Annotated in this window: 10 protein-coding genes and 1 CRISPR repeat array; of the genes, 3 read left to right on the top strand and 7 right to left on the bottom strand. The window is 69.7% G+C overall.

All coding sequences use genetic code 11. From position 1 onward, the window contains the following. Window positions 1-58: 58 nt before the first annotated feature. Entirely contained in the window at window positions 59-511 is a 453-nt protein-coding gene (locus WBK31_RS13035; protein ID WP_406674911.1) for a VOC family protein, read from the bottom strand. A gap of 106 nt (window positions 512-617) precedes the next feature. Between WBK31_RS13035 and WBK31_RS13030 the strand changes: the two genes are divergently transcribed. Continuing rightward, window positions 618-1220: a CGNR zinc finger domain-containing protein gene (locus WBK31_RS13030; protein WP_406674910.1), complete on the top strand. Its 603-nt coding sequence runs from the start codon at window positions 618-620 to the stop codon at window positions 1218-1220. Window positions 1221-1736: 516 nt separating this feature from the next. Here the strand turns inward: WBK31_RS13030 and WBK31_RS13025 are convergent. The 6 genes from WBK31_RS13025 to WBK31_RS13000 are packed head-to-tail and all read right to left on the bottom strand — an operon-like array spanning window position 1737 to window position 10435. After that, window positions 1737-3644, bottom strand: a complete 1908-nt coding sequence (locus WBK31_RS13025; RefSeq protein WP_406674909.1) for a GH39 family glycosyl hydrolase — start codon at window positions 3642-3644, stop codon at window positions 1737-1739. 8 nt (window positions 3645-3652) lie between these two features. Further along, a complete protein-coding gene (locus tag WBK31_RS13020) occupies window positions 3653-5416 on the bottom strand; it encodes a glycoside hydrolase family 2 protein (RefSeq protein ID WP_406674908.1) in 1764 nt (587 codons plus the stop codon). Between the two features lie 41 nt (window positions 5417-5457). Next, window positions 5458-7164 carry a GH39 family glycosyl hydrolase gene (locus WBK31_RS13015; protein WP_406674907.1) on the bottom strand — a complete coding sequence of 569 codons (1707 nt, stop codon included), beginning with the start codon at window positions 7162-7164 and terminating at the stop codon, window positions 5458-5460. Between the two features lie 34 nt (window positions 7165-7198). Beyond that, window positions 7199-8095: a carbohydrate ABC transporter permease gene (locus tag WBK31_RS13010; RefSeq protein ID WP_364070497.1), complete on the bottom strand. Its 897-nt coding sequence runs from the start codon at window positions 8093-8095 to the stop codon at window positions 7199-7201. Next, window positions 8095-9078, bottom strand: coding sequence for a sugar ABC transporter permease (locus WBK31_RS13005; protein WP_364070494.1), 984 nt, complete (start codon window positions 9076-9078; stop codon window positions 8095-8097). The genes WBK31_RS13010 and WBK31_RS13005 overlap by 1 nt, the downstream gene beginning before the upstream one ends. 13 nt (window positions 9079-9091) lie before the next feature. Next, on the bottom strand, window positions 9092-10435 hold the full coding sequence (locus WBK31_RS13000) for an ABC transporter substrate-binding protein (RefSeq protein WP_406674906.1): 1344 nt from the start codon (window positions 10433-10435) through the stop codon (window positions 9092-9094). A gap of 159 nt (window positions 10436-10594) precedes the next feature. Here WBK31_RS13000 and WBK31_RS12995 point away from each other — a divergent pair, with 159 nt between their 5' ends. Both WBK31_RS12995 and WBK31_RS12990 read left to right on the top strand, forming a co-directional pair. Next, window positions 10595-11599 (top strand): LacI family DNA-binding transcriptional regulator, encoded by a 1005-nt coding sequence (locus WBK31_RS12995; protein WP_406674905.1) that lies wholly within the window; start codon window positions 10595-10597, stop codon window positions 11597-11599. Window positions 11600-11782: 183 nt separating this feature from the next. Next, a CRISPR array of direct repeats spans window positions 11783-12276; the repeat unit is 30 nt; unit sequence GTTGCGATCCCTCCAGGGTTGATGAGCGAC. A 977-nt stretch (window positions 12277-13253) separates the two neighbouring features. Then, window positions 13254-13742: a hypothetical protein gene (locus WBK31_RS12990; RefSeq protein ID WP_406674904.1), complete on the top strand. Its 489-nt coding sequence runs from the start codon at window positions 13254-13256 to the stop codon at window positions 13740-13742. Window positions 13743-13771 lie beyond the last annotated feature (29 nt).

Raw genomic sequence — 13771 nt, 5'->3', positions numbered from 1 at the left:
CCGGGCCGCCGCGGCGGGCGGCCCGGGCAGTGCGATCAAAAGAAGCCGCAGGTGAGGGCTAGAAGAAGCCGCAGGTGGGGGCGCCCTGGACCGGTGCGGGTGCGGTGCCGGCGCCGGTCGGCGCGTAGATCTCCAGGCGGATGCCGTCCGGGTCACTGAAGAAGACGCCGCCCGAGGACGCGCCCTCGCCGTGGGGGACGATCCCGTCGTAGGCGAAGTCCACGCCCAGCTCCCGCAGAACGGCCTCATGGCGGCGGACCGCCTCGATGTCGGGCACCTGGAACGCCAGGTGGTGCAGCCCTGGGCGATCCGTGGGGAAGGGGCCGCTGCTCTGCTGCCACAGCGTCACCATGAGGGTGCCGTCGCGGCCGAGGAAGGCGAACCTGCGCTCGCCGTCGGTCCGTTCCGCCAGGGTCTCGAAGCCGAAGACCTGACGGTAGAAGGCGGTGGAACGTGCCAGGTCGGTCACGTTCAAGGCGACGTGCCCGGTCTGCAGGGCCTGCGTGGTCATGTGTTCTCCGAGGGGTAAGTGATTTCTAACGTCTGAGCACCACTGAAAGCGTTAGAACTATGACAGCAGTTTCTCACGCCGTCAACTTGCCGGTACCGTTAGAACCGTGGATGTGGCTCAGCTAGCAAGCGGCGGCGCCCCGCTCCTCGGCGAACCCCCGCCGATCGAGCTCGCCAACACCTCGTACGCGGTACGAGGCCGCCCCAAGGACGGCCTGCAGAGCACCGAGCACCTGGCGGCGTGGCTGCGCGACATGCGCCCACGCCTGGCGGTCCCGCTCGCCGACGTCGACCTGCTCACGGTGACCGACAGCGACCTGCAGGCCGCCAGGGAAGTCCGAGACGCCGTACGGGACCTCGCGGCCGCCACCGTCGGCGGCCACGACCTCGATCAGGCCCATGTCGATACGCTCAACCGTCAGGCGGGCCGGACCCCGCGCTGGCGCGAGCTGCGCACCACCCCCGAACCGCACGTGACGGTCCGCACCGCGGGCCGCCCGGTCGCGGCCGCCATCGCCGAGATGGCGGAGGAAGCCGTCGTACTGTTCGCCGGGCCGCTCCGCCACCAGTTGTGCGCCTGCCCCGGCCCCGGCTGCGTGCTGCACTTCGTCCGCGACACCACCCGCCGCGAGTGGTGCTCACCCGGCTGCGGCAACCGCGCCCGAGCCGCCCGCCACTACGCCAAAGTGCGGCAGGAGAAAGGACGCTGAGGCCGGCGGCCACGGTCCGCACCGCCACCTCGTGGCCGCCGTTGCCCTCAACGCGCCCGGAGACTCACGGCGCCACCGGCGACGGCACCGATCGCCGTGGTCATCGCTAACGATCCTCCGGCCGCGCCGGGGCACTTCATACTCGCTACGGTTGCGATCCCTCCAGGGTGATGAGCGGCCACCATCCGGCTCCCTGTAGATGTGTGGGAGCGGGTGTTGCGATCCCTCCAGGGGTGATGAGTGGCCCCAAAGTAAACGCAGGTCAGGCAGGGGCTCCGGCAGGCCTCAGACAAGATTCTTGCAGCAGTCCGCCGGTAATGCAGATGCCAGGCCACGAGGGGTGTCTCTCGCGGTCATCCTTCCTGCCATAGGCGGCACTCTAGCCTTCTTGTTCCTCGCGGGCGCCAGGGTGACGTGTGATGTTCTCGCCGCGAGCGGCGTATCGGGCGGAACACATGCGTGCGTCCTTCCCGCCGCAAGTCGGCGCGGCGGGAAGGACGCACGCAAATCTCAGTGCTACGCGGGCCGGACGGTGAACGTGGTGCGGGTGCCGGGGCCGGTGTTCTGCTGGTGGAAGCTCATGGTGACGCGTCCGGTCCAGCCCGGCGGGGCGAGGTCGGGCAGGTTGACGGTGAAGTCGGAGAAGTCGGTGACGCGGATGACCTCATCGGCCTGCCGCTTGGTGCCCCAGGGCACGGGGGCGGATCGGGTGCTGTTGTAGAGGCCGCCGTGCAGGAGCACGCCCTTGGTGTAGCCGGAGGCGGTCTCGAAGTCGATGCGTACGCCGTGCAGGCTGTTGGCGTCGAGGTTCTGGAAGGTGCCGGTGCTCTCGGCGCGGATGCGCAGCGTGTCGGGAAGGTCGGTGGCGACGACGCCGGCGGCGGCGTCGGCCCAGGTCTCGCTGCTCATGCCGATCTCGGCGGTCCAGGTGCGGCGGTCGAAGCTCGCGTAGCTCTTCTTGCCGTGGTTCGGCATGTACTGCAGGTCGCGTACGACGGTGCCGACGTTCACCGGGTCGAGGGACGAGGTGCCGGTGCCGTCCTCGGCCTCGAGGTAGACGATGCCATGGTCGGGGATGGTGCCGGACCAGGTGAGACCGGCGGTGGAGACGCCGAGCTGCTGCTCGACGGGGGTGAGGGTCTCACTGGCGGGGTTGTCCTCGTAGCTGGCGTGCTCGGCGTCGATGCGGTAGACGCGGAAGTTGCCGTTCGCGAAGGGCACGTTGTCCAGCGCGGCCGTGACGTCCTGGGCGCTGCCGGAGGTGTTCCAGAGCAGCACGCCGGACTTGTGGGAGTCGGAGGAGGCCAGGCCGTCGACGGCACCGTCGATGGTGAGCTGCTTGCGGGCCACGGGCATGTCGGCGTACAGCTTGAACGCGTTGTACGAGGCACGCACGTGCCCGTCACGGTCGAGCAGCCCGATGACGTCGCAGGTGGTGGGGCAGACCGGGTCCTGGAACTGTGCCCATTCGACGTGGGTGATCCACGGCTTGGCCAGCAGCGCCTTGAAGCTCTTCAGCAGCTCGGCGGCCCCGCGGTGGGTGATCACGTCGGTGGGCACGGTGAAGTCGTGTGACCAGTTGTACTCGTTGAGGTTGTCGTCGACGGTGGCCATCCGGTACGCGGTCAGGCCCGAGTCGGTGGCCGCCTGGTAGTTGTTCTCCAGGCTGCCGTCGGTGGCGTCGGTGTAGGCGTGGAAGGAGAAACCGTCCAGCGGCAGGTCGTCGGCGAGCACGCGGTTGACGAACTCGGTCTTCCACCCCACGCAGCACAGCGCCGGTCCTTCGACGTAGGCGTCGGGGTCGGCGGCGCGCAGCGCGCGGGAGGCGTCACGGTACAGGTCGAGGTACTGCTCCTGGGTGCCGGTCCAGAACACGCCGGGCAGGTCGGGCTCGTTCCAGATCTCGTACGAGCCGACCCGCCGGCCGGTCTCCTTCCAGTGGGCGGCGAGCGCCGGCACGATCTTCGTGGCCCAGACCGAGGGGTCGGTCGGCGGGTCGTTCCAGTTGCCGCCGGGCGGTTTGAGGATGCCGGGCGTGTACGTGAGCGCGGGCACCGGCTGGGCGCCGGCGTCGTTGATGAGGTCGACGAGCCGGTCGATCTGCTCGAAGTGGTACTGCGGGTCGTCGGGCGAGCCGGTGACCATGGGGGTCCAGTCGTGCTGCTCGTTGCCCCACATGGTCTCCCAGCGCACCCGCGCCGGCCGCAGCGCCGCCATCTTGGCGGCGTCGCGCTCCCAGCGGGCCAGTGACACGTACCCGCTGTTGAACAGGCCGAACTTGCTCTTGATGAGCGGGTAGTCGGCGGAGACCGCGAAGTCGGCGGTGACGGTGGCGTCGGCGGCGTGGGCGGGCTGGGCGGCGAGCGACGTGCTGATCAGCAGGGCGGTCGCGACGGTGGCGAGGGTTCTTAACGGTCGTCTCATGGGTGCGGTCACCTCCGGCCGCGGATGATGCGGGCGATGGAGTCGGGGTCGGCCTTGGGTTTGCGGTCCTCGGTCAGCAGTCCGTTGCGCTCCTGTCCGGTGTCGGTGAGCTGGGTGAAGCAGAACCCCGCCAGATCCCCGGCCTCGTGCACGGCCTCCAGCAGCGCGCCGAGCCGTTCGAGGAGCTGCTCGGGCGAGTCGGCGACGCCGTAACCGGTCCAGGTGGTGGGGTCGTCGGGGGCGTAGGTGAAGCCGCCGAACTCGCTGAGCACCACCGGCACGGCGGGCGCGTCGCCGGTGAGGGTGAGCGCGCGGCCGCCGGGCCGCCCTGCGGCGACGGTGTCCTGCAGGCGGGCGGCGTAGCGGTCGCGGATGGTCTGGGGGTCGTGGGTGTAGTCGTGGACGCCGAGCAGGTCGCCGCTGACGTACTCCCAGCCGTCGTTGCCGATCACCGGCCGGCTCGGGTCGAGCGCCTTGATCAGGTGGTACAGGCCGCGTACGGCGTCGCGCTGCGCGTCCGAGCGCGCCACCTGCGGCACGCCCCAGCTCTCGTTGAACGCGACCCAGGCCACGACGCACGGGTGGCTGGCGTCCCGTTCGACGATCTCGATCCACTCGCGCGTGGTGCGGGCCAGCGAGCGCGGGCTGAAGGAGTACGACGCCGCCGCGTCGGCCCACACCAGCACGCCGAGCCGGTCGCACCAGTACAGAAAGCGCGGATCCTCGGCCTTCTGGTGGACGCGGATGCCGTTGAAGCCGAGCTGCTTGATCAGCTCGACCTCGGTGCGCAGCGCCGCCGCGTCCGGGGCGGCCAGGTGCGACTGCGGCCAGTACCCCTGCGACAGGGCCATCCGCAGCCGGTATGGCAAGCCGTTCAGCAGGAACGACCGGGCGTCGGTGCCGACGGTCCTGAACCCGACGTAGCTGTGCACGACGTCCACGGGCTCGCCGTAAACGGTGATGGTCGCCTGGCACAGGGTCGGCTGCTCGGGCGTCCACTGCAGGTGGTGCGGCTCGGCGTCGTGGTCGCCGTCCTGCACGACCAGGCGCGTACGCAGGCGGGAGCCGGTGACGGTGGACGTCTCCTCGGCCAGGACGCGGCCGTCGAGCTCCAGCCGTACCGACACCTGAACGGGCCCGGTGGTGCGGCGGGCCAGCCGCAGGTCCAGATCGACCTCCCCCGGTGTTCCGGTGGGTGTCCAGCGGAGCTGCTCGACGTGGTCTGCGGGCACCTCCTCCAGCCAGACGGGCTGCCAGATGCCGCTGGTGCGCTCGTACCAGATGACGTGCGGGCGCTCCTGCCAGTCCTGCTTGCCGCGCGGCTGCTCCAGGTCGTGCGGGTCGTCGACGGCGCGGACGACGATCACCTGCCTGCTGCTGGCGGACAGCGCGTCGGTGATGTCGGCGCCGAACGGGGTCTGGCCGCCCTCGTGGGAGGCGACGTGCTCGCCGTTCACCCACACGTCGGCCCGGTAGTCGACGGCGCCGAAGCGCAGCATCACCCGCCGACCCGCCTGCGGCGGCTCCAGCTCGACGGTGCGGCGGTACCACAGCACCGGGTGGTAGCCGGTGTCACCGATGCCGCTGGCCGGGGACTCCGGCGGATAGGGCACCGTGATCGTCTGGTCGAACACGTCATCGCGGCGCTGCCAGTGCTCGGCGAGGCCGACGTCGCCGTCGTCGTAGGCGAACCGCCAGTCGCCGCCGAGGTCCCGCCAGCCGGCGCGGGCCAGCAGCGGGCGCGGATGATGGTCGTGCAAGGGCGTGGGCACGGTACTCCTTAAGGTCCCCGATGATGCGCTGGTGAAGGTGGTCAGGTGAGGGTGACGACGGCGAAGGCGTGCTCGGGCGCGTCGCGCAGCGCGACCGTGACGCGCGCCCGGCCGGGTTCGGCGGCGAGCCCGGTGAGGTCCACGGTCTGCAGGCCCTGCTCGTCCAGGTAGAGCTCGCGGCTCTGCCCGAGGCCGCCGTCGATACGGACGACGAGCCGCCCGCCGCTGATGTCCGCGCCGCCGGCGTCGGTGAGCCGCCCCGTGACGGTGATCGTCTCGCCGCAGCCCTCCAGGTCGGCGGCGATGACGGGCACGGCGTGCGGGTCGGTCGCGGTGCCGAGGCGGAAGGTGGTGGTGGCCTCCTCCAGGTCGGCCCAGGCGGTCGTGGTGCGGGCGGTGTAGCGGTGGCGGACCCGGCGGACGGTGCCGGCGGGGGCGGGCGGGGCGGTCCGCGCGGCGGTGTCGGTCGCCTCCAGCAGGGCGACGCTGCCGCGGGGCAGCTCCAGGTCCCAGTAGCGGTCGGCGGGCAGCCGCTCGGCCTTCGCGCCGTCGTGGCGGTCGTCGATCCTGCGCAGGGCGACGCTCCCGTACGTGCCCTGGCCCAGGTCGAGGCGGACCCGCACGGCGCGGGGCGAGCGGTTCCACACGGCCACGCACAGGCGGCCGGGCTCGACGCCGGCCAGGCCGCCGACCCCGGGCGGACCGTCGATCTCCAGCACGCAGCGGTCGGTCGGCATGTTCTGGTAGAACTCGTACGCGCTCAGCACCGGCTTGCGCTCGCCGTCGATGGTGACCATGCCCGAGTAGTTGCCGTGGCCGCTGTCGAGGAACTGCGCCCAGTTCACCTTGGTCAGCCCCGGCGCGGCGAGGAGGGTGGCGAAGTCGGCGAGCAGGGCCGCCGCCATGTGGTGGCCGTCCTGGGTGCCGCCGCGCGGATAGTGCACCGGGTAGGAGTTGTACTCGTTGAGGTGCACCTCCACGTCCGCCAGGTCGGGGCGTTCCTCCAGGTGGCGCAGCACCTTCTCCAGGGCGACATGCACGCTGTGGGTGCCGTAGTGGTGGAAGGAGAAGAAGTCCAGCGGCAGCTTCTCCGCCCGCACGGTGTCGAGGAACGCCGGGATCCAGTGCTCGTTCGGCAGCACCATGGCCAGGGCCGGGCCGCCCACTGGGGTGTCGGGGTCGGCTTCGCGGATCGCGGGCGCGGCCGTGCGGTAGAGCTGCAGGTAGTCGTCCAGGTCGCCGCCGTAGAAGACGGCCTCGCCGGTCTTCTCGTCGCGCAGGTCGGGCTCGTTGTAGACCTCGTGGTAGCCGACCGTGACGCCGCGCTCGCGGGCGCCGGCGACGTAGGCGCGCACCATCTCCGCCCAGCCGGCGTCGTCGGCGAGGTCGCGCCAGTCGCCGCCCTCGGGCTGATAGGGGGCGGGCACGTAGCAGTACGACCAGTAGGGGCGGATGCCGAGGCCGTTGAGGAACGAGCCGATCTCGTCCAGCTCGGAGAAGTCGTAGACGAAGCCGTCCGGGGTGGGCGTGCTGATCGGCCGTTCGTAGCCGATCCACTCGGCGCCCCAGCCGATGTCGATGCGGACCGACTCCGGATGCGCGGCGCGCAGCGCGGCCTCGTCGCGGCGGTACGTGGGGGCGTGCACGATGCCGCTGTTGAAGACGGCGAACTTCGACTTCGACAGCGGGTGGTCGGCGCGGCGGGCCGGGTGCACGCGGACGGTCGCGGTCGTGGCGGGGATCTTCACGTACAGGGGTCCCTTTCCGGGAGGAGAGCGAGAGTCAGTTGGCCATGCCGCTGAAGGCGATGCCGCGCACCACCCAGCGCTGGACGAAGACGTAGCCGATGACGATCGGCAGGGAGACGAGGGTGACGCCGGCCATGATCTCGCCGTACTGGCTGTTGTAGCGGCCGATGAGGCTCTGCAGCGCCTGGGTGAGCACCCACTGGTTCTGGTCCTGCAGGTAGATGGAGTTGACGAAGAAGCTGTTCCATAGCTGCACGAACGTCAGCAGCCCCATCGCCAGGTACGCGGGCCCGGCCAGCGGCGCCATCACCGAGAAGAACGTGCGCCAGCGGCCCGCGCCGTCGATCGCGGCGGCGTCCTCCAGCTCGCGCGGCAGTGTGAGGAAGAACTGCCGGAAGAAGAACGTGGGCAGCGCGCCGCCGAACAGCATCGGCACGATGATCGGCAGCGGGGTGTCGATCCAGTTGAGGTTGCGGAAGATGACGTACTGCGGGATGAGCGTCACCTGCGGCGGCACCATCAGCGTCAGCAGGATCACCATGAGCAGCGCCCGCTGGCCCGGGAAGGTGAAGCGGGCCAGCGCGTACCCGGCGAGCGAGCTCGACAGCAGCGTGCCGGCCGTGCCGACGACGGCGATCAGCACCGTGTTGCCGACGTACCGCCCGAAGTCCGGCAGGATCGTGAACAGGTTCGCGTAGTGCTCGAACGTGATCGGGTGCGGGATGAGCTGGTCGGCGTCGAACATGTTCGCGTCGGTACGCAGCGACATCGACGCCGCCCACAGCACCGGCAGGATGTACAGCACCACCAGCACCGTCATCCCGGCGTGGTAGAAGCCGGTCCTGGCCCGCCTGCGCGCCCGGTGGAGTCCGGGCGCGGGCTGCGCGGCCCGCTGCGGCGTACCCGCCTTGATCGTGTCGGTGATCGTCATCACTGGCCGCCCTTCTTGGCGGCGCCCTCACCGGCGTAGAAGACCCACCGCTTGCTGAACGCCCACTGGATGAGCGTGAGCACGAAGGTCAGCAGGGCCAGCACCCAGGCGATCGCCGCGGCGTACCCGAGCCCGGACAGGCGCTCGTTGTAGTTGAACATCTGGTTGTACATGTAGAGCACCACCGTGCGCGTGGAGTCGTCGGGCCCGCCGGCCATGCCGATGCTGCCGCCCGAGGTGGTCATCGCGACCACCGGGTCGAACAACTGCAGGGCGCCGATCAGCGAGGTGACCACGAGGAACAGCACCGTCGGGGAGATCATCGGCAGCATCACGTGGCGGAAGCGCTGCCAGGCGTTCGCGCCGTCGATCTTCGCCGCCTCCGGCAGCGCCTCGGGCACCCCGTGCAGGGAGGCGATGTAGAGCGTCATGCCGTAGCCGAGCCCCTGCCAGGTGGTGACCAGCGCGATGGCGGGCATCGCGGTCGCCGGGTCGAGCAGCCACTGCGGCCCGTCCACGCCGAACAGCTCGATCGCGGCGTTGATCGGCCCGGACTCGGTGTTGAACATCCACCGCCAGACGATGCCGACGGCGATCTGCGACAGCACGTACGGCAGGAACAGCAGCGCCCGGTAGAACGCCACCCCGCGCCGCGGCCGGTAGGTGAGCAGCGCGGCCACCAGCGACATCAGCAGGAAGCTGAGGGTGCCGGTGAAGATGAACTTGATCGTGTTCCACAGGACCTTCGGCACACGCTCGTCCTCGAGCAGGTGCGTCCAGTTCTCCAGCCCGATCCAGGTCGGCTCGGGGGCGACCAGGTCCCAGTGGGTGAACGAGTAGTACAGCGACACCCCGAGCGGGACGCCGATGAAGGCCACCAGTCCGAAGATCTGGGGCAGCAGGAACAGCAGTGCGGTGCCCGCCTCGCGGCGCCGCGCGCGGGAGCGCGGCGCCTGCGCGGGCGATGGTGCGGCTTCGGCCATCACGATCGTCCCGTCAGGAGGCGAGGATCTTGTCGATCTTCGCGCAGGTGCCCTGGAGCGCCTCGGCCGCGGGCTTCTTGCCGGTGATGATGTCGTTCAGCGCCGGGCCGATGCCGTCCTGGCCGAGCACCGTGGCGAGCACGCCCTGCGGGTCGATGTTCGTGCGGGCCAGCGGCCATGCCGCGGGGTCGAGCTGCGCCTCCTTCAGGTGCTCCGGCTCTCCGGGCGCCTTCAGGAACGCGGGCCCTTCGGCGACCTTCTTGTACGCCGGGATCAGCCCCATCTGCTTGCCCGCACCCTCGGTCGCCATGTATTTGATGAACTTCCAGGCGTTGTCCAGGTTCGGGGACTTGGCGTAGGCGGCCCAGCTGTGCACCTGGATCATCGTCGCGTTGCCCTCGGGACCCTTCGGCAGGGCGGCCATGTCGTACTTCAGCGACGGGTTCTGCTGCGCTGCGATCGTCACCTGCTCGTGCGAGCCCTGCTGCATCGCCACGTGCCCCTGGATCCAGCGCAGGTAGCCGGGCGTCTCCTGCTCCATCTGCGGGGTGACGGAGCTGTGGTCCTTCCACATCATGTCCTGCAGCAGCTGCATCGCCTGCGCGGTGCCCGGCTTCTCCAGGTCGCACTGGTCCCGCTTCTCGCCGCCGAGCACGCCGCCGCCGTACGCCCACAGCACCGGCCAGTAGCCCGGCTCCGACGGGATGGCGAAGCGGTTGTAGTAGCCCCACTGGACGATGTTCTTCGGGTCGAAGTCCGGGCTGTCGGCGTTGTTGCCGTTGGCGTCCAGCGTCAGCTTGCGCGCCCATTCGCGCAGGTCGTCGTAGGTGTAGTCGCCGTCGGCGGGCGGTTCCTTCAGCCCGGCCTTGGCGAACATCTCCTTGTTGTAGAACAGCGACTGGACGTTGTAGCCCATCGGCAGCCCGTAGAAACGCCCGTCCTTGGCGGCCTTGTCCGACTCGATGACGACGGGGACGAAGTCCTCCTCCTTCACGCCGTCGGCGGCCATCCGGTCCGTCAGGTCCGCCAGCACGCCGTCGTTGGCCATCTGGTTGAAGTTCCAGGTGCCGGTGACGAGCACGTCCGCCATGTTGCGTCCGGCGATGAGCGTCTTGCACACAGCGTAGTCGGCGCCGCAGTCGGTCCTGTTGAACTTCAGCTTGATGTCCGGGTTGGCCTGCTCGAAGCCCTTGGCGGCGGCCTTGATGCTGTCGATGTCCTCGTTGACGCCCCACACCGCGATGGTCAGCGTGTTGGACTTCTCCCCCGAGGACGCCGCGGTGTTGGAGCAGGCGGTCACGGCGGTTATCGCCGACATGGTCAGGCAGATCGGTATCAGCCGTCGAGAGATGCGCATGGAGCCCTCCGGGAGGCCGCGATCGGGGTTTCTGAAGTGTTTCGCGGCTATTGCGAGCGTTTTTACCACGTGGCCTGCCACGTGGTAAAGGCTACACTTGTCCTCGTTCACAACTCCGGAGAGCAGACAGAGGCAGGGATGACGGTCACACAGGCGGACGTGGCAGCCCGAGCGGGAGTCGCCCGCAAGACGGTCTCCAACGTGATCAACAACTACCCTCACGTCAGCGACGACGTGCGGGCCCGCGTCCTCGCCGCCATCGAGGAGCTCGACTACCGCCCCAACCACGCGGCCCGCAGCCTGCGCAGCGGACGCAGCCGCATCATCGGCCTGGCCGTCCCCGAGCTCGACGTCGCCTACTTCTCCGAGCTGGCCCGCCTCGTCGTCGAAGTCGCGCAGAAGCGCGGCCTCACCGTGATGATCATGCAGACGCTCGGCGACCGCGACCGCGAACTCGCCGTCGTCAACGGCACCTCCACCCAGTTCGTCGAAGGGCTCATCTACAGTCCCGTCGCCCTCGGCGGCGCCGACCTCGAAGGCCGCCGCGACCGCACCCCGATCGTCCTGCTCGGCGAACGCTCAAGCCAGGGCCTCGTCGACCACGTCGGCATCGACAACGTCGCCGCCGCCCGCACCGCCACCGAACACCTCATCGACATCGGCCGCCGCCGCATCGCCTTCATCGGCTCCCAGCGCGCGGCCACCTCCGAAATCGCCCAGCTCCGCACCGCCGGCTACCGCCAGGCCCTGGAGTCCGCCGGCCTCAAAGTCGAATCCCGCCTCATCATCCCCACCGCCGGATACCACCGCAAAGACGGCCTCCTGGCCATGCGTAAACTCCTCAAGCGGGCGGGAGGCCCCCCTGACGCCGTCTTCTGCGCCACCGACCTGGTCGCCCAGGGCGCCATCCGAGCCCTCCTCGAACACGGGCTCCGCGTCCCCGAAGACGTGGCCGTCGCCGGCTTCGACGACATCGACGAAGGCCGCTACAGCACCCCCACCCTCACCACCATCTCCCCCGACAAGCGGCAGATCGCCGAAACCGCGGTGGACCGGCTCCTGGCCCGGGCACAGAGCAAGACCGACCTGCCCGTGAACGACACCGTCACCGGGTTCACGCTGGTCGTGCGGGAGAGCACGGCCGGGCGCACCGCGTCCGGGTGAGCGTGTTCGGCGTACCGGCGGGTGCCGCCATGGCACCCGCCAAGTGCCCACGCGTACCGGCTGCTGCTACCACGAATGAAGGGCGCTTCGAGCCGACATCACCGCGCGTGCAATGACTACGGCGGACCCATGCCTTCGCGTAGTGTGAGCTCCTCGAAGCCGCACCCCCTCGTCCCCGTGATCGCTTTGAGCCCTCCAGGGGTGATGAGCGACCCCGGACGCGGTCATGGCGTGATCCTGCTCTCACATGCGTTGCGATCCCTCCAAGGTTGATGAGCGACTGCCGTCCGTATCGGGGTCGTAGTAGCACGCCTCAGGCTGTTGCGATCCCTCCAGGGTTGATGAGCGACCGGCCATGATCCCGTTCGCTGCGCTGTATCGAGTGTTGCGATCCCTCCAGGGTTGATGAGCGACGAGGATGGCTCTCCGCGCCCCTCAGAGGTGCCTGTGAGGTTGCGATCCCTCCAGGGTTGATGAGCGACCAGCGAGGACGAGCACGGCCCGGTCGTCGAGGAGGAGTTGCGATCCCTCCAGGGTTGATGAGCGACATCCAGTCCACGATCGGCTGCAATTCGAAAGGCGTGTTGCGATCCCTCCAGGGTTGATGAGCGACTGGGTCTCCGGCCCATGTCCGGCACGCCGGAGTAGTTGCGATCCCTCCAGGGTTGATGAGCGACCCCAAGGTAAAGCCGCAGGTTAGGCGGGTTACCCGGCGGGCTGTGGGGACGTATTCTGCAGCAGTCCGCCGGTAGTGCGGATGCGCAGGTCAGAAGGGGTGTCCGCGCGGTTGATTCCGCCTGCCATGGACGGCACTCTAGCCGCCTCAAGGCGAGGCCCACTGGCAGTGTGGCCACTTCCCTCTTACGTCTACCACCGCCGGGCACGCTTCCGCCGACCGAAGCCGATGCTCGGTGTGGGCGTGATCCCGCCCCGACGCGCTCTTCTGCAGCCCACCGACCTGCCGGCCCACGGCGCCATCCGGTCACCGCTCGAACACGGCCTTTGCGCGTATCCGAAACGCCGCCGGCTTCGACAGCATTGACGAAGATCGCCACGGCACTGCCGGGGACCTTATTTTCTCCTCGCGAGCCTTCCCGCGTACGAGCGGCGCCTCATGCGGCGCGGCTGAGCTTGTCTTCGACTCGGCCCTGCCGGGGGTTCGCGCCTTCGCGGTACGGTGCCTTTTCTTCGGCGGTATCGCGGCGCGGTTCCTCACGTTCTCGGTCAACCTGCAGAACCGAAACGAGCCGCACCACCTGGGAAACCGGCCTGGTGATCCTCCGTACACGCTGGGCTCGATCATCACCTCCGGCCCCGGCGTTGCTCTCGCCGTCAGAGCCGGCCGAACCCTTGCTGATCACCGGCTCACCCACGATCGTGGTGGACTGGGCTCGTCATGTGGCTCGCCGCCCAGGACGGCGACGCTATTGGGCCTCGACTGCTTGCTTCCTCGCTCTTCATCGGCGGTTCCGGGCTCGGTCTTGCCGCGCCCGTCCTCGTCACCATCGCCCTCGCGAGCATCGTCGGGCGCACTGCCGGCTGCGGGTGGTGCGCTGCCCACCGTCACGCGTAGGCATCTGACCATCGCCGGGGCGGGTAACAGGCCGCCGCCGCGGCGCAGGCGGCCGGTCTGCCGTTCCTCTGCTCCTCGGCGGTGCTGGACGCGCTCACCGAGCAACCGGCGGAGCACGTGGCGCGGGTGGCGCCGGCGCAATCCCACGGCTGGCGGATGTACGGCGACTTCCTTCTGGGCGCGGGACACCGCCACATCGCCGTGGCGGCCCAGCCGAGCGTCTACTGGCAGTCCGGCATCCGCATCCTGCGGGAACACCTCACACCGCGCGGCGGCACCGTACGGGAACTCGATGGACTGGACCCGCAGGCCCTGTGTGACGCGGTCGCCGGGAGCGGGGCGACGGCGCTGCTGATTCTGACCGGGTATCCGTCGCCGGCGGTGCCGCTCGTACGGTACGGACCGGGCACGCGTGTCCGCTGCCTGGCCGGACGTCGAGGTGGAGGGCGCCCGGGGGCGGATACGGTTCTGGCGGGTGCCGGGGATCGGCGTCTGGCAGTGGGCCTGGCCGCCCGTCCACGTCGTCGACCGGGACCCGGCCGACCCGCCCGTTTCCGCACCCTGCTCTGAGCGTCCGCAGCCTGAATCCGGGTTAGCAA

It is taken from the genome of Nonomuraea sp. N2-4H (genome assembly GCF_045291505.1).
GTDB lineage: Bacteria > Actinomycetota > Actinomycetes > Streptosporangiales > Streptosporangiaceae > Nonomuraea > Nonomuraea fastidiosa.
The sequence above is the reverse complement of the archived record's forward strand: the minus strand, read 5'-3'. Positions and strand labels throughout refer to the sequence as shown.

Coding starts and splice junctions, on each gene's coding strand:
- WBK31_RS13035 (WP_406674911.1), bottom strand. CDS start 511: ATGACCACGCAGGCCCTGCAGACCGGGCACGTCGCCTTGAACGTGACC.
- WBK31_RS13025 (WP_406674909.1), bottom strand. CDS start 3,644: ATGAGACGACCGTTAAGAACCCTCGCCACCGTCGCGACCGCCCTGCTG.
- WBK31_RS13010 (WP_364070497.1), bottom strand. CDS start 8,095: ATGACGATCACCGACACGATCAAGGCGGGTACGCCGCAGCGGGCCGCG.
- WBK31_RS13005 (WP_364070494.1), bottom strand. CDS start 9,078: ATGGCCGAAGCCGCACCATCGCCCGCGCAGGCGCCGCGCTCCCGCGCG.
- WBK31_RS13000 (WP_406674906.1), bottom strand. CDS start 10,435: ATGCGCATCTCTCGACGGCTGATACCGATCTGCCTGACCATGTCGGCG.